The organism is Caproicibacter fermentans, from assembly GCF_014303955.1.
In the GTDB taxonomy this organism is placed as follows: Bacteria; Bacillota; Clostridia; order Oscillospirales; family Acutalibacteraceae; genus Caproicibacter; species Caproicibacter fermentans.
Window position 1 is genome coordinate 2,076,372 of sequence record NZ_CP060286.1, and the last position, 21,062, is coordinate 2,097,433.

A 21,062-nucleotide genomic window follows, 5' to 3' on the forward strand; every position below is an offset into this window, starting at 1 on the left:
CCTCTCTGTTTTTCGGTCTTATGCCAGCGCGACATCCGCCTCGTCGCCTTCAAAAAGCTCGCCGTCAATAATCTTGACAATTCGCTTGGCGCTTTTGGCGACATGCAGGTCGTGCGTGATCATGACGATCGTATTGCCCATTTCGTTCAGCTGCTGAAACAGCCTGAGCACCTCTTCTCCCGTCGAACGGTCCAGCGCGCCGGTCGGTTCGTCGGCAAGCAGAAGCTTTGGGGAACCGACCAGCGCGCGCGCAATGGCGGTGCGCTGCTGCTGCCCGCCGGACAGCTCGTTCGGTTTGTGGTCGGCGCGTTCCTTCATGCCGAGCAATTCCAGCTTCTCCATCGAAAGGCTTTCCGCCTCCTTTCGGGACATTCCGCGGATCAGAAGCGGAATCATCGTGTTCTGAAGAACGGTGTACTTCTGAATCAGATGATATTTCTGAAAAATAAACCCGATCTGCTGGTTTCGAAGAATCGTAAGCTGTGCGTCATTCATTTTGTTTACAAACGATTCCGTCAGCCAATATTCTCCCTCCTGAAACCGGTCCATACATCCGATGATATTCATCAGCGTGCTTTTTCCGGAGCCGGAAGGCCCTAAAATCGCAAGATACTCGCCTTCCAGAACCTCCAGAGAGATCCCTTTGAGGACTTCCAGCCGGTTTTCACCCTGATTGTAAAACTTTCTGATCTTCTGCATTTGAATGACCTGTTCCAAAGCCGTCCCTCCTTTTCAGGCCGATTCCGACAGAACCGCAACCTTTACAATTCCCTGCGTTCCGTCGCTGAGCGTTTTTTCCGTAATCTGCAGGATCATTCCTTTCGTAATGCTGGAAAAATCCCGCGTCCTTTGGGTCGTCATCGCGGTCCCCGCGCCCTGAGCAGACCCGGACTTGCCGCCCGGCGTTGAGTCGGACCGACCGGGGAGTTCCCCTCCCCCGGTCGGTGCGCCTCCCTTTGCTTCGCTCTGGGAATTCCCCGTGCCGCCGCTCGATGCCCCGCTTTTTGTTCCTCCCATGGTAAGGGACAGGCCGACCGGAATCAGCACGGTCTGCGTTTCACCGGTCAAAGTGATCAGGCCCGAAGACGTTCCTTCCGCTTTCGATGAAGCCGACGAAGAAGAGGAGGGCTCCGCGGACGAAGGCGCGGAGCTTGATGAGCTTTCCCGGCTCGACGCGGAACTGCCGCTCCTCTTTCTTTCTCCCGAACCGGACGACCCGGACCGCGCCGAACCGCTTTTCTCTCCGGAGCCGCTGAGGGTGCCGATCGCAAGCGTCACCTGGTTCCCGACAACCGACGTCACTTTACCGACGATCTGAGTCTGTGAAGAGCTGTCCTTGGACATTTTTCCAGTCTCAACGCTGTCGGCGCCGCCCGCCTTGGAACAGGCCGCGAGGGAAACCAACAGTAACGCGGCGCAAAGAACGGCGCAAAATTTATTTTGAAATTTCATGGAAAATCATTCCTCCTATTCCTGTGTCAGGGCTTCAATGGGCATCAGGGCGGCCGCCTTCCATGCCGGGTAAAATCCAAAGATCGTCCCCGTTCCGACCGCAAAGATCATGGAATAGACCGCGCTGGCCGCGACAGGCTCCACCGTCATGCCGCTGAGGCGCACAAGCGGAATCAGCGCGAAGCCGGAAAGCACGCCCAGCAGCCCGCCGAAAACGCTGATAAAGGTGGCTTCCAGCAAAAACTGCAGCAAAATCACCCGTTTGGAGCTTCCCAGCGCTTTCAGAATGCCGATTTCCTGCGTTCGCTCCTTCACGGAAACGAACATGACATTCATGATTCCGATCCCGCCGACAATAAAGACGATTGCCGCCACAATCATCAGCAGCATGGACAGCGTTTTCGCGGAAGAGGTCGCGGACTCCAGCGTACTGCCGGCGTCGGTAACGTTAAAGGCGTTCTCCTTGACATTGGAATGATTCTCCATTAAAACGGCTTTGATTTCCGTAATCTTATCGGAGACCGAGTTCACGTCGGACGCAATGGCCATAATCTGAGGGTCGGCGCTCTTCCCATAAATATACTTTGCCGCCGTCTGATACGGAACGAAAATGGAATCATCCGGGCTGGTCCCAGAAGAGACCGAGCCCATTTCGTTGAGAACTCCCACAATTTCGTACTTTTTCCCTTCGATTGAGACGCTGTCGCCATACGCGGAGTACGCGCTTCCGAAGATCGTCTGCGCGAGCGTGTAGCCGATGACGGCCACCTTGCTCTTGTCTTCGTTATCCTCGTCGGTGATAAACTCGCCCTCAAGAAGATCAAGATTGCACATCTCCTGATATTCGCTTCCCACGCCGGCCACCGTTTCGTCGGTCTCTTCCGTCAGGTCTCCGCCGTCTACGGAGCTGGTGCCCGTCGTGTAAATGGATACGCTTGATAAGCCGGACACCAGGGACGCAATATCCTGTTCATCGGACTCGGTCAGCGTAACCGCTTTGCCGCCGGTACCGCCGCCCCCCATCCCGCCGAAGCCTCCGAAGCCTCCGCTTCCCCCGCTTCTTCGGGTGCCGCCGCTGCGGTTTCCGTTTGCTCCGCCCGGCGTCCCGCCCGGCATACCGCCCGGCATACCCCCGCCGGGGAATCCGCCGCCAAAGCCGCCCATCATCTGATCCTGCATCTGAGCCTCGGTGCTGGCGGCCACATTGATCGAACCCGCGTTCAGGGTTTTATATTCGTTCTGCACTTCCACCTCGCCGCCGTGGCCGACGGCAATAACCAGAATAATGGTTGCGGAACCGACGATGACGCCCAGGGAAGTCAGAAAAACCTTAAATTTGCTTTCCATAATGTTGATCCAGACCAGGTGCATAATTTCGCCGATGCGCATTTGGCCCATGGATAGTTTCTGCTTTGTCATTTCCCGCTCACCGTGCTTTCCGCCAGAACGGTCTCTCCCTTCTCAAGTCCGCTGGTGATTTCCACATAGGTTCCGTCCGAAAAACCTGTTTTCACCGTCTTTTTCGAAGTGCTTCCGTCCGCGTTTTTCACAAGCACGCTTGAAACGCCGTCCCGAAAGGTCACGGCCCTGTTGCTGACATACAGAACATTCTTGGCTTCGTGCTGAATCACCGTGGCCTCGCCGCTCATTCCGTCGTAAACCGTTCCGATGTCTGAAACCTTTTCGGTGCTTTTTACCACGACGGTATAGGTGACGGAAGAGGAACCGCTGCGCGCCGGTTGCGCCGTAATGCTGTCGACCTCCGCGCCGAGCGTCTGCCCGTCATAGGCGGAAAGGCTGATGGAAGCCTCCTGCCCCACACTGACACTGGTGATGTCGTCCTCGGAAACCGATACGGAAACGGAGACGGAGTCGTTCCCGGAGATGGTCATGACGGTATCGTTCGCCGTAACGCTTTCGCCGCCCGTATAGGAAACGCTTGCAACCACGCCGTCGCAGGGACTGGCTACAATCCCGTTGTTGGAAAGAGCGCTGTTGATCTCGTCCATCTGCCGCTGCAGCTTGTCATAGGAATTCTGAGCCACCGTAACCGCCTCTTTCAGCTGGCTGACGGTCAGTTGATAAGTCGCGGCGGCATTGTTCGCGGTATTCAGGTCCGTTTCTTCCGTCTGTCTGGCGGCAACGGACGAGATTTCCGCGCTTTTCTGCGCTTTCTCCAGATTGTACCGGTCGTTCTCAACCGTCGCTTCCAGAGAAGCCACCTTATCGTCGATCTCCGTCTGCGACATTTCCGAACTGCTTGACTTGTATTTCTCATCAAACGTTTCCTTATAATCGCTGTAAGCGGAGGAGTAATTGTTATATTCCGCGGTATACTGCGCAACTTTGTCCTCCAGCGCTTTCTGCTGCGTGATAATCGTGTTGGCAATGGAGTCGTTGTATGCGTCGAACGCGTCGCGGTCCTCGTCCAGAATATCATCCCACTCGTCCGCGTCATAGCCGTCGATGGTCGTATCGCCCCTTTTCGCGGCAAGATATTTCTGCTCGTCGGTATCCACAGTGGATTTCAGGCTGGTATAGGTGCTGATGACGCTGCTGTTGTCGTCCTCATAGTTGCTCAGCTGCGTTTCATAGCTTGTTTTACAGCTTTCGGCGTCATCCATCCATTTTTTTAGCTTCTGCAGCTTTTCGTTATCAGCCGGCCAGCTTTTTTGCAGCTCCTTGTATTCGTTCAGGCTTTTCTGGTCATTCTTCAGCGTTGTCTGCGCGGACGAGATATTGTGCGCGATTTCCGCCTCCGCCAGTTCCTCCGTAATCGGCGCGGAGGTTGCAAGATATTTGTTCGAATCATAAGTGATTTTTGCAGTTTCCAGCTTCGCCTGCTGGTCGTTGATCGCGGACTGGAGGGACACCTTGGCCTCCTCCAGCTTTTCCCTTGTATCCGCGCTTCCGTCGGCCACGCTGTCCATATCAAGCTGAAGAATGGGGTCTCCCTTTTTCACCGTCGTGCCGGATTTGACCAGAACAGAGGTGATTTTTACATCGACTGGGAGCGAGACGGTCTCATCATCCAGGGCAACCGTTCCGGATTCCGTCGTGCCGACCGTGACGTTTCCGTCCGCAACGGTGTATTCCCGGTAAGACGGTTCCGTTTTTGCGGATTTCCCCTTCCATATCATAAAAATCGCGATCAGAATTCCTACCGCCGCCACGACTCCGACTGTCACAAGGATGGCAATCCGCTTGTGAAGTTTTGCAAAATCTTTCACCGTTCCTATTTTCCCCTGCATCAACAGAACCTCCGATTCTTCCGATCCCTAATACTGGAATTTATTTCTAATGTTACTGGAAGAATATGAGTAAAGATTGAAATGCAAATGAGAAAAGCATGAAAAAAGCCGAACCGTTACGGTTCGGCTTTCTGCTCTCCCTGACAGGGGCCTGCTAGTTTCGGCAGGCAAACGGTGAATTTTGTCCCGTTTCCCGGTCTGCTGCTTACACGGATTTCTCCCCTGTGCCGCTCCACAATCCATTTGGCAATGGAAAGGCCCAGCCCGGAGGAACCCTTGCCTCGCGTCCTTGCTTCATCCGCCTTGTAAAAGCGGTCGAAAATGTGGGGAAGGTCCTTTTCTGAAATTCCAATGCCGGTATCGGCGACTTCCAGCTCAACAAGTCCGTTTTGTTCCCGGCAGGAAATTGAGATAGCTCCCTCCGGCGGCGTGTATTTCATGCTGTTGTCCACAATCGCGCGCATTGCCTGTTTTAAAAGCGCGTAGTCCGCGGTCAGGAAGACACCCTCTTCCATATTTTCCGTCAGCCGGTGTTCCTCGTCAATCATCCGGGTTTCTTCCGCGACCTCGCGCATCATGTCGGTTACGCTGAAGCGTTCGAACCTGACATGCTGGGTTTTCCGGTCCGCTCGGGCAAGGAAGAGCAGCCGGTCGACCAGCTGCTGCATATTTCCCGTTTCCTCAATGATTTTTTCCACGGATTCTTCCAGCACATCGGGGCTGCCGCTGCCCCAGCGCCGCAGCAGATTGGCGTAGCCGGAAACGACGGAAAGCGGCGTGCGCAGCTCATGGGAAGCATCGGACACAAACCGGTTCTGCTTTTCATACGACTCCTGAATCCGGTCCAGCATTCCATTGAAAGTTTCGGCAAGCTCGCGGAACTCGTCGTGGGAATCCACCGTATCGATCCGCTTGCTCAGGTCTTTTGCCGTAATCGACCGCGCCGTACGGGTCATATCGTAAACAGGCCGAAGCATCTTGCGAATCATCAGTCCGCCGAACACGGAGGAAATTAAAAGAAGAAGCAGGATCAGCGCGATAAAAGCGCCGACGGAAAGCCCCGCCGGGCCCGGACTGTCACTGCTGACCACCCGGACCATCAGGTGCCGCGAGGGCGAATTGACTCTTCTTATGGTATCCATGTGCCCAGCGACATTGATGCTTTTTTCGCCGTAAGAAACGACGACGCCCGTGTCGTTGTCCTTGATTTCGACATAAATCCGGTTCGCCTCGGCAAAGCTGTCAAGGCCCGTTTCCGGGTCGTCGGTAAACCCAGAGGGACGGGAACCGGTGTCGGCGTTGAGGCCGCCGGGCGCTTTGGGCCGTTCGAAACGCCCGGCCACAAACGAGGCGAGCCTGTCCAGATTCTGGGAGCGCACCGCAACGGTTGTGTAAGCGCTGGTCAGGCCGACCACCACCCCGACCAGAATCAGGCTGAAAAGCAGCGTGTAAACCGCCGCGGTCTTAAAGGCAAACGGAATCCGAATTCTTTTCCCCTCTGTGCCGCGGCGGTGTAAAAATTTAAGTTTCATAGGTCTTTATGATATACCCCACGCCCCGTATGGTGCGAATCAGTTCAAGATGGAACCGGTAGTCGATCTTATTGCGAAGATAGCGGATATAAACATCCACCAGATTGGTTTCACCGCTGAAATCGTATTCCCAGACCTTCTCCATCAGCTTGTCCCTTGAACAGACAATGTCGTGGTTCTCCATCAGGTAGCACAGCAGATCGAATTCCCGTTTTGTCAGCTGAATCGGCTGACCGGCATAGCTGACCTCCCGGGTGGAGCGGTCCACGCTGAGCTGCCCGATGGAAAGGATTTTCTTTCTGTCGCCGTCGGCCGCGCCGTTCTTTTTCAGCGCCGCGCGCATGCGGGCAAGCAGTTCTTCAATCGCGAACGGTTTGGTCAGGTAATCGTCGGCGCCGCCGTCGAGGCCCAGCACCTTGTCGCTTACGGCGTCCTTTGCGGTCAGCATAATGACGGGAGTCTCCGAAACCCTGCGGAATTTCTGCAGAACCTCCATCCCGTCCAGACCGGGCAGCATGATGTCCAGCAGGATTAAATCAAAATTCTCCTGCGTGGCACGCTGCAGTCCCCGCAGCCCGTCGTATTCCTTTTCAACTAAATATCCCTCGTGTTCCAGCTCCAGCTGCAGAAACCGGACGCTGTTCCGGTCATCGTCTATGATCAGAACCTTGTTCTGCGCCATAATCCTTCCCCGCTTTCCGATCCTTTTTATTCAGCTTACAGGGAAATTATGAGGAAGATATAAAACGACTATGAAAATTGTGTGAGAAAATAATTCTGTTCCGCCTCGTCTTCACCGTCCGGAAGGGAAAGCGAACGCTGCAGAAGCTCCTGCGCGAACAGCTGCAAAAACCGGCTGTAATCCTCCGTGGTAAACGAAACGGACTGCGTGCCGGAACCGCCTGGCGCAATGCCGGATTCCCCCGCGGCGGCCGGAACGGAAACATCCCCGCCCGCATAGGACAGAACTTTTTCCACGTAATTCCGCGTTTCACGAAACGGCGGAATCCCGCCGTATTTTTCCACGTTTCCGCTTCCCGCGTTATAGGCCGCGAGCGCCAGCTTCGGGTCGCTGTATTTTCCAAGCAGAGAGCCGAGGTACTTGGCCCCGCCCATAATGTTCTGCTCCGGGTCAAACGCATCCGAAACCCCCAGCGATTTCGCCGTCGAGGGCATCAGCTGCATGATTCCCTGCGCGCCGCAGCTTGACACCGCGTCGGCCTGAAAGCCGGATTCCGCCTTTGCAACCGCTTTGAGCAGATTTTCCGGTACGCCGTACGCGTCGGCCGCACGCTGAAAAATATCATCCAGATTCTGCCCGACGCTTTGGCTCACCGCGCTTTTCAGCGCTGCGGCGAACCCACCCGCCGCGGCGCCCGCCTTAGCTGTCTGAGGCGCCTGATACTGTGCCGAAGCGACCGCTTCTATTTTCAACGGAGTCTCCCCCTTCTGATTCTTTATTTTTATATCATACCTGAATTTTTGGAAAAAATCAACGATTCCGCTCAGAAAGTGTGTTTTCACCGAAAGATGTTTTCCCTCATAGTATTGAACAGGGATTAGAGGACGGAGGGAGAAACAAAATGTCTTTCGGAATCGCTTTGGCCGGGGGCGGGATCCGGGGCGCGGCCCATGTCGGCGTATTGCTCGCGCTGGAGGAAAACGGCCTCCGGCCGGAATCCGCGGCGGGTACCAGCGCGGGAGGGATTGTTGCGGGGCTTTATGCCGCCGGCGTCTCTGCCGCCCGGCTGAAAAAAATTGTTCTGGAACTGTCGCAATCCGGTCCGTCGTTTTTTGATCCGGACCTGACGGGACTCGCTTCCCTGATCCCGAATTTGCTGTTCCGCAGAACTTCCGGATTTTCGGGACTGCTGAAAGGGAACCGGCTGGAACGGTACCTGTACCGGCTGACCGAAGGGAAATTTCTGTCCGAATCCCACATGCGGATCGTGATTCCCAGCGTTGACCTATGCTCCGGCAGCACGATCGCCTGCACCAACACACTGAAAGGGGTTCGCCCGATCCGCCGCGTGCGCTGGACGGATCGGATGCGGTTTTCGGATGCGATGCGCGCCACCTCCGCAGTGCCCGCTGTGTTCCGCCCCAAGATTATCGACTGCATGTGTCTGGTGGACGGCGGCGTGACGGATGTTCTTCCCATCGACCTGCTCCTCGCGGCGGGGGAACGAAACGTGCTTGCCGTGGATGTGTCGGAGGATTACGAGATGCCGAAAAACCTCAGCCTAATTGAGGTTGCCTCGCATTCTCTCGCGATTATGGAAACACGCCTGCGCGAATGCGTTACGCGCGGGGAAAAGATGATCCTCGACCCCGATCTTCCGGAAACCGACGGCCTGCTGAACCTTTCACAGATGCCCATGTGCATGGAAGCCGGATACCGCGCCGCCCAACGGGCGATGCCGCGCATCCGGAGCCTGTTCGCATAAGCGTATCAAAAAAAGAAGCTGCTCTTTACAGCTCCTTTTTTATAATTTATAACTTTTATTCGTGCGGATGATTCTGCAGGTACAAAAGCGCGGAATGCGCGGCGTTCGCGCCGTCGGAGATTGCCGTGACAATCTGGTACAGCTCTTTTTTTCTCAGGTCGCCGGCCGCGAACACGCCGGGGAGCGGTGTTTCGCAGGTTTCCGGAGCCTCAACAAAACCGTCCTTTAACGGCAGAACCCCTTTGAGCAGCTGTGTATTCGGCAAAATCCCGATTGCCACAAACACGCCGTCCAAATCCAGGATTTTCTGTTCCCCGCTGCTCCGTTTCTTCAAAACCAGATGTTCCACCTTTTGCGACCCCTGAATTTCGACGGATTCGTAACCATACAAAAACTCGACGTTTTCGTGTTCCTTCGCGCGTTCGACCAGATATTCCATTGCGCGGAGCTGATCGCTTCGGTTCACCAGAATCACACGTTTACATAATTCTGAAAGCTCGATGGCGTCGCCGACCGCCGTGTTGCCGCCGCCGACCACCGCCACCGTGCGGTTCCGGAAAAAATTGCCGTCGCAGGTCGCGCAATAGGAAACGCCCCGTCCGGTAAACTCCTGTTCGCCCGGAATATTCAGTTTCCGGCGTTCCGACCCCTGCGCCAGAATCACGGTTTTCGCCGAAAAATCGTGTTCCGCCGTACGAATCGTCTTCACCGCGCCCGAAAGTTCCAGTTTCCCGGCGCTTTCCGCCGCCGTTTGCACACCGGCGGACTGAACATGCTCCGAAAGCTTCCGCGCCAGGTCGGTTCCGTAAATCACCGGAAAGCCCGGATAGTTTTCCACAACGTTGGTGTATGCGACCTGCCCGCCCTGTGCCGGTCCCGTCAGCAGGAGCGTGGAAAGCCCCGAACGCGCCGCATAGATGGCGGCGGTCATCCCCGCCGGTCCGCCGCCCGAAATCAACACATCATACAACAAATCCGTATCCCCGCTTTCCATTTATTCTGCTTTCCGCTCCCGTCACAGAGCGGCTTTTACAACGGATTCCAGTTCCTCCGGAGTCACGGTCGGCTCAAACCGGCGCACGCTCTCTCCGTCGCGGCCGATCAGAAACTTGGTAAAGTTCCACTTAATTCCGTCGCCGGTCAGGTTCTCGGGATAATGCTCTTTGATCACGCCGTAGATAACCTTTCCCATTTCCTTTGAAAGCTCAAACCCCTGAAATGCCGCTTTCCCCTTTAACCAGGTGTAAAGCGGATCGGCTTTCGGGCCGTTCACGTCGATTTTTGAAAAAAGCGGAAAGGTTACGCCGTAATTCACTTTGCAGAACGAGGATATCTCGTCGTTGCTGCCGGGGTCCTGTTCCAGAAACTGGTTGCACGGGAAGCCGAGAATCACAAGGCCCTGATCCTTATATTTTTGATAGAGCTTTTCCAATCCTTCGTACTGCGGAGTAAAACCGCATTTGCTCGCGGTGTTGACCGCCAGAACCAGTTTGCCCTTATAATCGGAAAGGGATACCTCCTCTCCTTTGATGTTTTTCATTTTAAAATCGTACAGGCTCATTTTACTCCAACCTTTCATTTATGGAATTGATTGTTATTGTTTTCCTGTTTCTGTTCTTACTATACCACAAGAAAGGCGGCTTGTAAATAGTAATAATTATTATTTTTAAAATAGAAGTGCTCTTCCCCACTGGTTGAAGTCCCGGCTCTTTGATCTTACGGTCAATTCCTCTTTTCTGGGGCTTACCGGCATGGTGTCGGAACGCCTCCACGCAAAGCTGTCCCTATCATGCTTCCTGACAATTTTCCAGAGAATTCCCCCCGGTTCGATTCCTATTCGTATTATTTTCAATAAATTCCCCTTATAGTAAAATAAAGTACATGCTTCGGGAACTCAATCGTCCATCAAAATGAAAGAATCCTATCCCTTGCTGAGAGCATTTCTAATTTCTAAAAAAATAAATAGTTATCTCTATTGCAGCTTGTCAAAGAGACTTCTCATTCAAAATATCTTTCTGTTTTTTCATCAATCTTTCCTTTTGTTATCAAGTTGACTTTAAGATAATTATCATTTAGAATAATAAAAGCAATTCCCAAAAAGGAGATTAAAAGCTTTCATCAGGCCACCCGCAGTGTTAATTACAGTAAAGATATTTTAGTTTAAAGTCCGCTCTTATCCAACACCATATTTATGAGGTTTTGCATTTGTGTGTATGAAGCCTACTTCAAAAAATCGAAATAGCCTTTTTACGAAAGAAAAACATCCGCCTTCGGAAAACCGATGGCGGATGTTTTCATTCTCTTGAGAGCGGCTTTGTTCCGTCGCACCAGGCAGATCGGCCGGCCGCGGGCCGTTAGGCTCAGCAACTTGCCGCCTAGCGCTCGAAGTCGGTGCCGCCGAACTCGGAAAGCCTGAGCCCCCTGTTGTGGTCAAGCGCCCACTGGATGCTCCAGTTGTTGCAAAACAGCAGCAGATTGTTTCCGCGCACATCCTGCACGCGCTTGGTGTCGCTGGTCAGGTCGAGCGTTTTCAGATCGAGCTCCGCACTTTCGATCCAGCGGATTTCCTCATAAGGCAGGGACGACATGCGGATTTCCACATTATATTCGTTTTTCAGCCGGTACTGCAGAACGTCGAACTGAAGGGTTCCCACCACGCCGACCACGACTTCCTCCAGACCGGAATCCGGCTCGTGGAAAATCTGAATGGCGCCCTCCTGGGCAATCTGGGTCATTCCCTTGACAAACTGCTTGCGCTTCATGGTGTCCGCCTGCTGCACGCGGGAGAAATGCTCCGGGGCAAAGGTCGGAATTCCCTCGAACCGGAACGGTTTGTCCGCCGCGCAGAGTGTGTCCCCGATGGAAAAGATGCCGGGGTCGAACAGGCCGATGATGTCGCCGGCATACGCTTCCTCGATCACCTCGCGGTCCTGCGCCATCAAATGCTGCGGCTGCGCGAGCTTGACCTTGCGCCCGCCCTGCACGTGGAATACTTCCATTCCCTTTTCGAACTTGCCGGAACAGATGCGGATAAACGCGATGCGGTCGCGGTGCGCTTTGTTCATGTTCGCCTGAATCTTAAAGACGAACGCCGAAAAATCCGGGTCGAACGGATTGACTACGCCGGAATCCGAGTTGCGCGGCAGCGGCGCCGTCGTCATCTGCAAAAATTCCTTTAAAAAGGGTTCCACGCCGAAATTTGTCAGCGCGGAGCCGAAAAACACCGGCGACAGCTTTCCCTCCCGGACTGCCTCCAGGTCAAACCCGTCGCCCGCTCCGTCGAGCAGCTCCACGTCGTCCCTCAGCTTCGCGGCAAAATCCGCGCCGATGGCGGATTCCAGATGCGGGTCGTCAAGCGAAACTTCGGTTGATTTAACTTCTTTGGATTCAAAAACCGCGTCGCTGTTCGCGTGGAAAATCAAAATCTTTTTCGATTCCCTGTCGTAAACGCCCTGAAATTCCTTTCCGGAGCCGATCGGCCAGTTGACCGGGCAGGTGCGGATACCGAGAAGATTTTCGATTTCCTCCATCAGCTCGAACGGGTCGCGCGCGGCGCGGTCCATTTTGTTGATAAACGTGATGATCGGGATATGCCGCAAAGTGCAGACCTTAAACAGCTTTCTGGTCTGCCGCTCGACGCCTTTGGATGCGTCCAGCACCATCACGGCGGAGTCCGCCGCCATCAGCGTGCGGTAGGTGTCCTCCGAAAAATCCTCGTGGCCCGGGGTATCCAGAATATTGATGCAGCATCCGTCATACTGAAACTGCATCACGGAAGAGGTAACGGAAATTCCCCTTTGCTTTTCAATTTCCATCCAGTCGGAAACCGCGTGCCGCTGCGCTTTTTTTCCCTTGACGGAACCGGCAAGAGCGATCGCCCCGCCGTACAGCAGCAGCTTTTCCGTCAGAGTGGTTTTGCCCGCGTCGGGGTGTGAGATGATTGCAAAAGTCCTTCTTCTGCCGATCTCGCTTTGAAAGTCAGACAATCTAGTTCCTCCAGCCTGTACAATAGTATTCTTATTTTAAGACTTTCCGGGTAAATAATCAAATGGTACGGCAAAATATTTTCGAAATCAGGACGGTCCCGTCCGTTTTCCCCCGCGGCTCTCCGGCGCGCCACCCATTGAAAACCGCCCCGCAACATGATAAAATAAGTTTATCCTGCTATGACAGGCTTGGAGGAAAACAATGAACGAACTTAACAGCAACAGCATCAATCCTTCGCGTCAGGTGAAAATCACGGCGGACAGTACGTGCGACCTTTCCGACGCCGTTTTGGAAAAGTATGATATCGACCTGATTCCCCTGTACGTTGCGCTGGGGAACAAGTCTTACCGCGATAAATTTGAAATTTCGCCGGACGACCTGTACGACTATGTCCGGAAGACCGGAAAGCTCCCGAAAACGTCGGCCGTTACGGTCAAGGATTATCTGGACCGGTTTCTGCCGTACAAACTTGCCGGCAGAAGCATTCTCCATTTTACCATCAGCAGCTCCATGTCCGCATGCTACCAGAACGCGGTTATTGCCGCCGAAGAGCTTGGAAACGTCCGCGTGATCGACACCGCCAACCTCTCCACGGGAATCGGTCACCTCGCCGTGCGCGCCGCGGAGCTGGCCGCGTCGGGCCTCGACGCCGACCATATCGCGCGTGCCGTCACGGAGCTGATTCCGAAGGTTGAAACCAGCTTTGTCATCGATACGCTGAGTTACCTGCATAAAGGCGGCCGCTGTTCCGCCGTCGCCGCGCTCGGCGCAAATCTGCTTTCTCTCAAGCCCTGTATCGAGGTTCGCGACGGCGCGATGAAAGTCGGAAAAAAATACCGCGGAAATCTTGAAAAATGCCTGACCTCCTATGTATCGGACCGTTTGCAGGGCCGCGCGGACATCGATTTGCGGCGGATTTTCGTCACGCATTCAAAACTGCCTCCCCGTGTGACGGAATCCATCCTCAAGCAGATCGGCAGGCTGGCAAAGTTTGAAGAGGTCATCGAAACCGAAGCCAACAGCACGGTCTGCACCCACTGCGGCCCCGGAACACTGGGAATTATTTTTATGAAAAAATAGTAAAACGCACCCCGACCGGTTTTCAAAGCCGCTCAGGGTGCGTTCTTCCCTATGGATTCAATTTTGCCTTTCCCGATTCGCCTTCGCCGATAGGGCCGCTTCTCTTCCGTGCGCTCCAGCAGATAATCCACGCTGACTTCATACCGATCGGCAAGAGCTCTGGCGGCGTTTTACCCCTTCGCCCTCGCGCTGACCGGAATTCGGATCACTCTGGAAACCGGCTTCCACGCGGCGACGGAAATTCCGAAATCGACCATGCTGTGGATCAAGCCGCCGAGTCCGATCAGCAGCAGCGCAAACATGACATAACCGCTGGAGTAAACCGCACTGGAAAGCCGGCCGCCGAAGTAGAAAAACGTAACCACAACCACTTCACTCGCGGCATGGATCACGCCCAGAAAAAGGCCGAACAGGAAAGTCTTCGCCGAAAAAATCATCGCAGCCGGCCTCTTCTGCAGCATGACGGAGCCGATCACAACAAAAATGATGTGGCTCAGCGCGCGCAGCGTAATGACCAGCGGAAGCCCCGACAGGAAGAATCCGAGCGTCGTCCCAAGAGTGACCGCCACGGCGACCCCCGGCGAGATAAACATCGCCAGAAAAATCGGCACATGGCTGGCTAAAGTGAACGAAGCCGGCCCAATCACGATTTTTGGAAAGGTCATGGGAATGACGATTCCCACGGCGCACAGCAAAGCCGCGATCGTCATGGTCTGGATGTTCTGCATGGCATTTTTGCGGTTCATAATGATCACTCTCCTCAGACTCCCATTCGGGATATGTCATTTCATATGTCTTTACACCTGTTAAGACTATTCTAGCAGGAGAATGAAAAAAGTCAAGCCCCGACTCTCAATTATTCCCGTTCAAACAAAATATTTTCCTGTTTCAGCTTTTCCAAAACACGCCGGTACGCGTCTTCGTTCGGGCAGGAGATGGTGTGAAGATGCACCCCGCCCGTCAGATCGCATAAGGGAAGCGACCGGCTTTTCTCCAGCTTCCGTACAAAATCGTCCGCGTCAAACCGCGAAAAAATCTGAAGCCGTCCGGAAATCTGGCCGTAAACGGCGTGTTCCACAATCACGTCGAGCACCCCCGCAGCCGTTGTCCACGGCGGCATACAGCTCGCGGGCGATGCCTTCCCGGTCATGCCTGCAGGCAACGGTCCGCAGCAGCTCGCCCGGCCGAACCTCTCCGCTTTCCAGGAGGTAGCCCCTGGGCGTTGCGGTGATCGGCTGATTCGCCGCGCGCAAAAGCGCGATATCCCCCACGATGACCTGCCGGCTGACATTCAGTTCTCCGGCCAGTACCCCCGCGCTGACGGGCGAATCGCCGCTCTTTAAAATTTTAAGAATCTGTTCCCGACGTTGTGTTGGATTCACTGCCGACCACACCCTTTCTTTCCGATTATCATACCATAAACGCTTAAAAAAATCACCCCCGCAAGGGGGTGATCGAAGCGCCGTTCATAAAACGTCCGTATTATTCTGCCAGGGATTTTTTCAGGGCGGAGATTTTCCTCATATGATTCGCCATCAGATTCGCGACGATCGAACCGGAAAAATTGTGCCACACACTGAAGATCGCGCCAGGAATCGCGGCGGCCGGTGAAAAATGCGCGGCGGCAAGGGTGACGGCAAGCCCGGAGTTCTGCATGCCGACCTCAATCGCCACGGCGTTGCGCTTCGCGGCGTCCATCCCAAACAGCTTCGCACCGAGAAAGCCAAGGCCGTAGCCGCACATATTATGAAGAATCACAACCAGGCAGACCAAAAGGCCGCTTGTCATGATCTTCGCGGCGTTCCCGCCAACGACGGCCCCGATGATCAGCGCGATGGCGGTTACGGAAACCAGCGGCAGAACATCGTTGAACGCGGTAACTTTGTCTCCGAACAGCCTATGGACCATCAGCCCGAGTACAATCGGAAGCAGAACAACCTTGCAGATGGAAAGAAACATCGACCAGAACGACACCGAAACCCAGGTTCCGGCCAGCCACCAGGTCAGCAGCGGCGTTATCAGCGGAGCGGCGGCGGTGGAAACCATGGTCATGCTGACGGAAAGGGCCACGTCGCCCTTGGCGAGATAAGTCATGACGTTGGAAGAAGTGCCGCCCGGACAGGTGCCGACCAATATCACGCCGACCGCCAGGTCGGCGGGCAGCTGAAAAAGCTTTGCCAGCGCGAACGCGACAAGCGGCATGACCGTAAACTGGAACAGAAAGCCTGCGAAAACATCCTTCGGTCTGCGGAAAACTTCTCTGAAATCAGAAAACTTGAGCGTTAAGCCCATCCCGAACATCACGACTCCCAGCAGCAGCGTGATGTGAGGAGCAGCCCAGGTAAAGGAACGCGGGGAAAGCAGGGCGACAACGGCGACGGCCAGCGAAAGAACCGCCATGTACTTTCCGGCAAGGTCACTCAGTTTTTTCAAAGCATTCATAATTCTTCCCTCCAAAATTTGAACACATCGAGACAACCGCGCATGATCTGCGGAATCTGCCGCACAGACGCAAAAAGGGCTTTTGCCTCCAAAGAGGCAAAAGCCCTGAAAAGCTTCTGCGGTACCACTCTTCTTGCCGTCCTTCGGGACGGCCGCTCGTTAGGCATCGTTTTCAATGCCCGGCAAGGTAACGGCTGCCGGCCGTTCGCTCCTACGCAGGCCGAAAGGCCCTTCAGATGAATGCTTATGGGTGATATTTCACGCGGTCCCCGCCATGCCTCGCACCGACCGGCAATTCTCTTCCGCGGAGAAAGCACGCTACTTTTCCCAATCATCGCATTTGTCTATCCGTGTTTTTCTTAACTATAAACGACCGTTTCAGATTTGTCAAGAAGTTTTCCCGAAAACTTAACGAGGGCTCCGGCGGTATCCGCCGGAGCCCTGCAATATAAACTGTGTGAATTGTCTTGTCTTTCGTCCCGGCAGAAAACCGATTCGCCAGAAACCGGTTTTGCCGCGGGAAAAAACTCCCCAAATCAATACATCGGAATCACCAATTAAATGTTTCTCCGGTCCGAGCCCACATGCGTTTTTCACTGAGCCGCCTTGTCATTCTGTCCCGGAAGAAAGCTTCATTTCGAAGCCCGAATCAGCTGTGAAAGTAACCTGCGGTGCGCCGGCCGGGCAAAAATCCGTTCCTGCAATAGGCCGTTATCCGCTTCATTCCTTTCCTTGATTTTCTGAAAGTCCCCGCCCAACGAACGACGGCTGCGCTGTCTGCCGGTCCTCATCCCTGCCCATTGGACTCACTCCCTTCTCAGCAGAAAAGTTCGTTTCTTTTCGATGCGCTTCCTTTGTTTCCCTTTCTCTCGCAGCCCCGGCCGCAAATGGGAAACCGCATCGATCTTTGTTTTCCCTTTTCCTTACATTTATATTATAAAGACTATTGTGGTATAAGTCAATATATTTTTTAAAAATATCAAAAAATTTTTAGTATAATTTTTACTCGTATAATTTTCCTGTTGACTTGTCGGCCCTATCAGCGTAGAATGATAACGACGAGAAAACAGAAATGAATCGTAAGGAGAGTTCCCTGATGCAAGACGAATTCGGCCCTGATATCCTGACCCTGGTGGACGATGAAGGCAATGAGCATGAGTTTGAAATACTGGATGTCATCGACAACGACGACGGTTGCTTTTACGCTTTGCTGCCCGTTCTCAGTGACCCTCAGGATAAAATCGACGCAGAAGGAACCTATTATATTTTTGAATCTATAGAAGAAAACGGTGAACAGCAGCTCGCAGAGGTGGATGACGAAGCTCTGCTTGACCGGCTCGCGGAACAGTTTGAAAGCCGGTTTGAGGAGCTGTACAGCGATGAAGACGACGATTCCGACGGCGATTTGCCGGAGGATGAGAATAATATCGAAGACTGATTTTGTTTGTATCCTGCCTGGTGCGCGGATTTGTGCAGAAATAACCCTACAATTATGAATCGGGAGCTTCGGCTCCGGCGGCGGACTTCAGACCTCCCGGCTTTTGCCGGACGAAGGGAGTGCGAAGCCGTCGGGCGGGCACCCACCTGCTACTGGTAGCAGGTTATTCAGCACGTTACGGCCAGGCGGGTCTTTTATATTTTATAAAATGGATTGTCCCTGAATTTCAGGGGCTTTTTTTCTTTTTGTCCATCATTTTATGGACAAAAATGACAATTAAAGGTATAATGTGTTCGAAATGACAACATCAATTCCGGAAAGGGGTTCCGATGAAATGAGCGATTACAGAATTATAACGGATTCCAATACCGATTTGACTCAAGAGCAGACAGACAGGCTGGACCTTACCGTCATCCCCATGAGCTTCACGATCGGGGACGATTCCCTGCTGGATTATCCGGACGAACGCGATCTCTCCTCCCATGAGTTTTACCGGAGAATCGCAGCGGGTGAGACTTCCACGACCAATCAGATCAGCATTGCCACCTTCACGGAAACCTTCGAGCCGTATCTTGCCGCCGGACAGGACGTTCTCTACCTCGGTTTTTCCTCCGGTCTGAGCGGAACCTACAATAATTCCGTCATCGCGGCGAAGGAATTAGCGTCAAAGTATCCGCAGCGCAGAATTGCAACGGCGGACACGCTGGCGGCTTCCATGGGGGAGGGCCTGCTGGTGTACCACGCCGCGATGATGAAGCGCGGCGGCGCTTCCCTGGAGGAAGTGCGAAGCTGGATGGAGCAGAACCGCAACCGCATGCACCACTGGTTCACGGTCGACGACCTGAACCATTTAAAACGCGGAGGAAGAATTTCCGGCGCTTCCGCTCTGGTCGGAACCATGCTCGGCATCAAGCCCGTCATGCACTTTGACGATCAGGGGCATATCATCCTCATGGAAAAAATCCGCGGGCGCAAGCAGTCGCTGGACACGTTGGTGGGCCATATGGAAAAGACCTGCATCGAGCCCGACAAACAGATGATTTTTATCAGCCACAGCGATTCGCCGGAGGGCTGCGAATATGTCGCTTCCGAAGTCAAAAGGCGGCTCGGCGTTACGCAGATCGAAACGGCACCGATCGGGCCGGTCATCGGCGCGCACACGGGAACCGGAACCGTCGCGCTGTTCTACCTGGGGCAGGACCGGGAATACGAGCAGCAAAAGCAGTAAAAAGCGGCGCAAAACAGAAAAACGGAAAGCTTCCCGCCCCGTTCACGGGGTTACGGGCGCTTTCCGTTCTTTTGATTTTTGCGAAAAGAAAGGTAATCCTGTAAAATCACCGTAGCCGCGACGGCGTCAATGACCGCTTTCCGCTTTTTCCCGCGCGTATCCGTGTCATTCAGATACCCGTGCGCGGTGATCGTTGTTCCGCGCTCATCCCAAAGCTCGACCGGCAGACCGCTTTGCGCCTTCAACAGCTCCGCAAACTTTCTGGCGTTTTGGGCGCTCTCGCCCTCCGATCCGTCCATGTTGCGCGGCAGCCCCACAACGATCTGTCCGACCGCAAGGGCAGCCGCTTCGCGCGCGACGGCTTCGGCCAGCCGCTCCCGGTTCCGCTGAGCCACCACGCGGACCGGCGAGGCCAGCACCTCGCCCTCGTCGCACACAGCCAGCCCGGTTCGCGCCATTCCGAGGTCGACGGCAAGAATCTTCACGGCGCGACCGCCTTGGCGTCCGACAGGTCCCGCCCGTTTCTGCGGTAGACGGAAAGCTCCGGCGGAATATGGGAGGCGTCGTTCATTTTAACCACCTTCGCCCTCAGCTCGTCGTCGAAATCCACCACGCTGACGGCCGTGTTGTCGCACCAGCCGATCTCCCCGACCCGGTCGACCGGCCAGCCCAGAGCGTGGCACAACAAGTTCCGGATCGCGCACCCGTGGGAAACGACGCAGACGGTTTTTCCCGGATTAGCCCCGGCGATTTCCAATGCGGCCGTCCACATGCGGTCGTAAACCTCCCGCATCGATTCCCCGCCCTCCGCGTGGAACTTTCCGGGAAATTCGTTCCAAACGGCGACCATCGGGGAATCCTCGCGCTCAATTTCCGCCCAGGAACGCCCTTCCCAGACCCCAACGTCGATTTCCGAAAGGCGCTTGTCCACCTGAATCGGAAGATTGTGGTAACGGTTGATTGCCTGCGCCGTCTTGAACGCGCGTTTGAGCGGGCTGGAGTACATGGCGACGAACGGCTCGTTGCGCAGGCGCATGGAAACCAGCTCCAGCTGAACCGCGCTGTTTCCGCTTACGTCGCAGTCCGTGCGCCCCTGAAGGACGCCCTTTGTGTTCCCCTCCGCCTCGCAGTGGCGGACGAATACCAATCTTGTCAATTTATTTTTCCCTCCGTTTTTTTCTTTCTTTCACAGTACGGCGGATTTCCCGGCCTGTGATGGTGCTTTCTGCACGCCTCACAATCGCCGTGCCGCCCGCATTTAAGGCGCGGGCACGGACAGTTTTCCTTTTTCTCTACCATGGCTTCACCTTCCCGGTCAGCTCCGAAACCGCCGGAATTTCATTCTGATTCAGGTAAGCTTCCAGCCCCTTCAGAATTTTAACCGGCGCGTAGGGATCGGAAAACAGGACGGTGCCGATCTGCACGGCGGACGCACCCGCCAGCAGCATTTCCACCGCATCCTGCCAGGTTGAAATGCCTCCGAGGCCCACGATCGGGATTTTCACGCGGGAGCTTGCCTGCCAGACCATCCGCAGGGCGACCGGCAGCAGCGCCGGGCCGGAAAGGCCGCCCGTGTTGTTTTTCAGAATCGGGCGGCGGGTGCGAAGGTCGATGCGCATGCCGGTCAGCGTGTTGATCATCGACAGCGCGTCCGCTCCCGCGCCCTCGACCGCCACGGCGATTTCCCCGATGTCCGTGACGTTCGGGGAAAGCTTGACCATCAGCGGCTTTTTGCAGTACCTTCGAACCGCCGCCGTAACCGCCGCCGCGCTTTCACACGACGTTCCGAAGGCCGCGCCGCCCTGCTTCACGTTCGGGCAGGAGATGTTCAGCTCGACCATGTCGACCTCGGCTTCCGAAAGGCGCTCCGCCATTTTGCAGTACTCCTCCGGCGTGTTTCCTGCAATATTCGCGATCACCGCAGTGCCCTGTTCCCGCAGCCACGGCAGATCTTCCCGGATAAAATGCTCGACGCCCGGGTTTTGCAGCCCGACGGAGTTCAGCATCCCGCCCGGCGTTTCGGCGATGCGCGGCGGCGGGTTGCCGGCCCGCTCCCGGAGCGTCAGGCCCTTGCAGGCGACGCCTCCAAGCGTGGAAAGCGGATAGAACTGTGCGAATTCCCTGCCGAAGCCGAATGTGCCGGAGGCCGCGATCAGCGGATTGCCGAACGTTACGCCCGCAATATTCACCCGTAAATCCGCCATT

At 54.9% G+C, this 21,062-nt stretch carries 21 protein-coding genes, 1 other RNA gene and 1 other annotated feature; of the genes, 5 read left to right on the forward strand and 17 right to left on the reverse strand.

All coding sequences use genetic code 11. The features are described from left to right. Positions 1-18: 18 nt before the first annotated feature. From HCR03_RS10150 to HCR03_RS20215, 7 genes are all read right to left on the reverse strand, one after another. Positions 19-717 (reverse strand): ABC transporter ATP-binding protein, encoded by a 699-nt coding sequence (locus HCR03_RS10150; protein WP_066650324.1) that lies wholly within the window; start codon positions 715-717, stop codon positions 19-21. 15 nt (positions 718-732) lie between these two features. After that, positions 733-1,452: a hypothetical protein gene (locus HCR03_RS10155; RefSeq protein WP_187034168.1), complete on the reverse strand. Its 720-nt coding sequence runs from the start codon at positions 1,450-1,452 to the stop codon at positions 733-735. Between the two features lie 15 nt (positions 1,453-1,467). Further along, on the reverse strand, positions 1,468-2,871 hold the full coding sequence (locus tag HCR03_RS10160; protein WP_228724939.1) for an ABC transporter permease: 1,404 nt from the start codon (positions 2,869-2,871) through the stop codon (positions 1,468-1,470). Next, on the reverse strand, positions 2,868-4,703 hold the full coding sequence (locus HCR03_RS10165) for an efflux RND transporter periplasmic adaptor subunit (RefSeq protein ID WP_187034169.1): 1,836 nt from the start codon (positions 4,701-4,703) through the stop codon (positions 2,868-2,870). Before HCR03_RS10165 ends, HCR03_RS10160 begins: the two co-directional genes overlap by 4 nt. A 116-nt stretch (positions 4,704-4,819) precedes the next feature. Beyond that, entirely contained in the window at positions 4,820-6,235 is a 1,416-nt protein-coding gene (locus HCR03_RS10170) for a HAMP domain-containing sensor histidine kinase (RefSeq protein WP_187034170.1), read from the reverse strand. After that, entirely contained in the window at positions 6,225-6,917 is a 693-nt protein-coding gene (locus HCR03_RS10175; protein WP_066650317.1) for a response regulator transcription factor, read from the reverse strand. The genes HCR03_RS10170 and HCR03_RS10175 overlap by 11 nt, the downstream gene beginning before the upstream one ends. Before the next feature lie 68 nt (positions 6,918-6,985). Then, positions 6,986-7,669: a lytic transglycosylase domain-containing protein gene (locus HCR03_RS20215; protein WP_276529909.1), complete on the reverse strand. Its 684-nt coding sequence runs from the start codon at positions 7,667-7,669 to the stop codon at positions 6,986-6,988. Positions 7,670-7,818: 149 nt separating this feature from the next. Between HCR03_RS20215 and HCR03_RS10185 the strand changes: the two genes are divergently transcribed. Then, the gene (locus HCR03_RS10185; RefSeq protein ID WP_187034171.1) at positions 7,819-8,682 is read left to right on the forward strand and encodes a patatin-like phospholipase family protein; all 864 of its coding nucleotides are present in this window, start codon (positions 7,819-7,821) and stop codon (positions 8,680-8,682) included. A 55-nt stretch (positions 8,683-8,737) separates the two neighbouring features. Here the strand turns inward: HCR03_RS10185 and HCR03_RS10190 are convergent, their stop codons facing one another. From HCR03_RS10190 to HCR03_RS10200, 3 genes are all read right to left on the reverse strand, one after another. Further along, positions 8,738-9,676, reverse strand: coding sequence for an NAD(P)/FAD-dependent oxidoreductase (locus tag HCR03_RS10190; RefSeq protein WP_228724940.1), 939 nt, complete (start codon positions 9,674-9,676; stop codon positions 8,738-8,740). A gap of 21 nt (positions 9,677-9,697) precedes the next feature. After that, entirely contained in the window at positions 9,698-10,243 is a 546-nt protein-coding gene (locus HCR03_RS10195) for a glutathione peroxidase (protein ID WP_066650311.1), read from the reverse strand. Positions 10,244-11,057: 814 nt separating this feature from the next. Beyond that, positions 11,058-12,668 carry a peptide chain release factor 3 gene (locus tag HCR03_RS10200; RefSeq protein WP_187034172.1) on the reverse strand — a complete coding sequence of 537 codons (1,611 nt, stop codon included), beginning with the start codon at positions 12,666-12,668 and terminating at the stop codon, positions 11,058-11,060. A gap of 202 nt (positions 12,669-12,870) precedes the next feature. Here HCR03_RS10200 and HCR03_RS10205 point away from each other — a divergent pair, with 202 nt between their 5' ends. Then, positions 12,871-13,749: a DegV family protein gene (locus HCR03_RS10205; RefSeq protein ID WP_187034173.1), complete on the forward strand. Its 879-nt coding sequence runs from the start codon at positions 12,871-12,873 to the stop codon at positions 13,747-13,749. A gap of 170 nt (positions 13,750-13,919) precedes the next feature. On the opposite strand, the gene HCR03_RS10210 is transcribed toward HCR03_RS10205, so the two are convergent. The 4 genes from HCR03_RS10210 to HCR03_RS10220 all read right to left on the reverse strand — a co-directional run bounded on the left by HCR03_RS10210 (position 13,920) and on the right by HCR03_RS10220 (position 16,191). Then, positions 13,920-14,495 (reverse strand): hypothetical protein, encoded by a 576-nt coding sequence (locus HCR03_RS10210; RefSeq protein WP_187034174.1) that lies wholly within the window; start codon positions 14,493-14,495, stop codon positions 13,920-13,922. Between the two features lie 110 nt (positions 14,496-14,605). Next, positions 14,606-14,833 (reverse strand): 3H domain-containing protein, encoded by a 228-nt coding sequence (locus HCR03_RS20310; RefSeq protein WP_330600995.1) that lies wholly within the window; start codon positions 14,831-14,833, stop codon positions 14,606-14,608. Next, a complete protein-coding gene (locus HCR03_RS10215) occupies positions 14,769-15,131 on the reverse strand; it encodes an HTH domain-containing protein (RefSeq protein WP_330600996.1) in 363 nt (120 codons plus the stop codon). Before HCR03_RS10215 ends, HCR03_RS20310 begins: the two co-directional genes overlap by 65 nt. Before the next feature lie 100 nt (positions 15,132-15,231). Next, a complete protein-coding gene (locus HCR03_RS10220; RefSeq protein ID WP_187034175.1) occupies positions 15,232-16,191 on the reverse strand; it encodes a bile acid:sodium symporter family protein in 960 nt (319 codons plus the stop codon). An 89-nt stretch (positions 16,192-16,280) separates the two neighbouring features. Next, positions 16,281-16,535: a binding site (T-box leader), on the reverse strand. Between the two features lie 728 nt (positions 16,536-17,263). On the opposite strand from HCR03_RS10220, the gene HCR03_RS10225 reads away from it, so the two are divergent. The 3 genes from HCR03_RS10225 (at position 17,264) to HCR03_RS10235 (ending at position 18,857) form a co-directional block, all read left to right on the forward strand. Next, positions 17,264-17,629: a DUF1292 domain-containing protein gene (locus tag HCR03_RS10225; RefSeq protein WP_228724941.1), complete on the forward strand. Its 366-nt coding sequence runs from the start codon at positions 17,264-17,266 to the stop codon at positions 17,627-17,629. Positions 17,630-17,636: 7 nt separating this feature from the next. Continuing rightward, a non-coding RNA gene (gene ssrS, locus HCR03_RS10230) (6S RNA) lies at positions 17,637-17,825 on the forward strand. A 138-nt stretch (positions 17,826-17,963) separates the two neighbouring features. Continuing rightward, complete coding sequence (locus tag HCR03_RS10235; protein WP_187034176.1) at positions 17,964-18,857, forward strand: DegV family protein; 894 nt, start codon at positions 17,964-17,966, stop codon at positions 18,855-18,857. Between the two features lie 50 nt (positions 18,858-18,907). Here HCR03_RS10235 and ruvX read toward each other — a convergent pair whose 3' ends face one another. From ruvX to HCR03_RS10250, 3 genes are all read right to left on the reverse strand, one after another. Beyond that, the gene (ruvX, locus tag HCR03_RS10240) at positions 18,908-19,342 is read right to left on the reverse strand and encodes a Holliday junction resolvase RuvX (protein WP_187034177.1); all 435 of its coding nucleotides are present in this window, start codon (positions 19,340-19,342) and stop codon (positions 18,908-18,910) included. Beyond that, positions 19,339-20,013 carry a histidine phosphatase family protein gene (locus tag HCR03_RS10245; RefSeq protein WP_187034178.1) on the reverse strand — a complete coding sequence of 225 codons (675 nt, stop codon included), beginning with the start codon at positions 20,011-20,013 and terminating at the stop codon, positions 19,339-19,341. The genes ruvX and HCR03_RS10245 overlap by 4 nt, the downstream gene beginning before the upstream one ends. A 136-nt stretch (positions 20,014-20,149) precedes the next feature. After that, entirely contained in the window at positions 20,150-21,061 is a 912-nt protein-coding gene (locus HCR03_RS10250; RefSeq protein ID WP_187034179.1) for a dihydroorotate dehydrogenase, read from the reverse strand. Position 21,062 lies beyond the last annotated feature (1 nt).

Coding starts and splice junctions, on each gene's coding strand:
- HCR03_RS10185 (WP_187034171.1), top strand. CDS start 7,819: ATGTCTTTCGGAATCGCTTTGGCCGGGGGCGGGATCCGGGGCGCGGCC.
- HCR03_RS10175 (WP_066650317.1), bottom strand. CDS start 6,917: ATGGCGCAGAACAAGGTTCTGATCATAGACGATGACCGGAACAGCGTC.
- HCR03_RS10225 (WP_228724941.1), top strand. CDS start 17,264: ATGAATCGTAAGGAGAGTTCCCTGATGCAAGACGAATTCGGCCCTGAT.
- HCR03_RS10155 (WP_187034168.1), bottom strand. CDS start 1,452: ATGAAATTTCAAAATAAATTTTGCGCCGTTCTTTGCGCCGCGTTACTG.
- HCR03_RS10210 (WP_187034174.1), bottom strand. CDS start 14,495: ATGAACCGCAAAAATGCCATGCAGAACATCCAGACCATGACGATCGCG.
- HCR03_RS10165 (WP_187034169.1), bottom strand. CDS start 4,703: ATGCAGGGGAAAATAGGAACGGTGAAAGATTTTGCAAAACTTCACAAG.
- HCR03_RS10160 (WP_228724939.1), bottom strand. CDS start 2,871: ATGACAAAGCAGAAACTATCCATGGGCCAAATGCGCATCGGCGAAATT.
- HCR03_RS10195 (WP_066650311.1), bottom strand. CDS start 10,243: ATGAGCCTGTACGATTTTAAAATGAAAAACATCAAAGGAGAGGAGGTA.
- HCR03_RS10220 (WP_187034175.1), bottom strand. CDS start 16,191: ATGAATGCTTTGAAAAAACTGAGTGACCTTGCCGGAAAGTACATGGCG.
- HCR03_RS10250 (WP_187034179.1), bottom strand. CDS start 21,061: ATGGCGGATTTACGGGTGAATATTGCGGGCGTAACGTTCGGCAATCCG.
- HCR03_RS10205 (WP_187034173.1), top strand. CDS start 12,871: ATGAACGAACTTAACAGCAACAGCATCAATCCTTCGCGTCAGGTGAAA.
- HCR03_RS10170 (WP_187034170.1), bottom strand. CDS start 6,235: ATGAAACTTAAATTTTTACACCGCCGCGGCACAGAGGGGAAAAGAATT.
- HCR03_RS10235 (WP_187034176.1), top strand. CDS start 17,964: ATGAGCGATTACAGAATTATAACGGATTCCAATACCGATTTGACTCAA.
- HCR03_RS10190 (WP_228724940.1), bottom strand. CDS start 9,676: ATGGAAAGCGGGGATACGGATTTGTTGTATGATGTGTTGATTTCGGGC.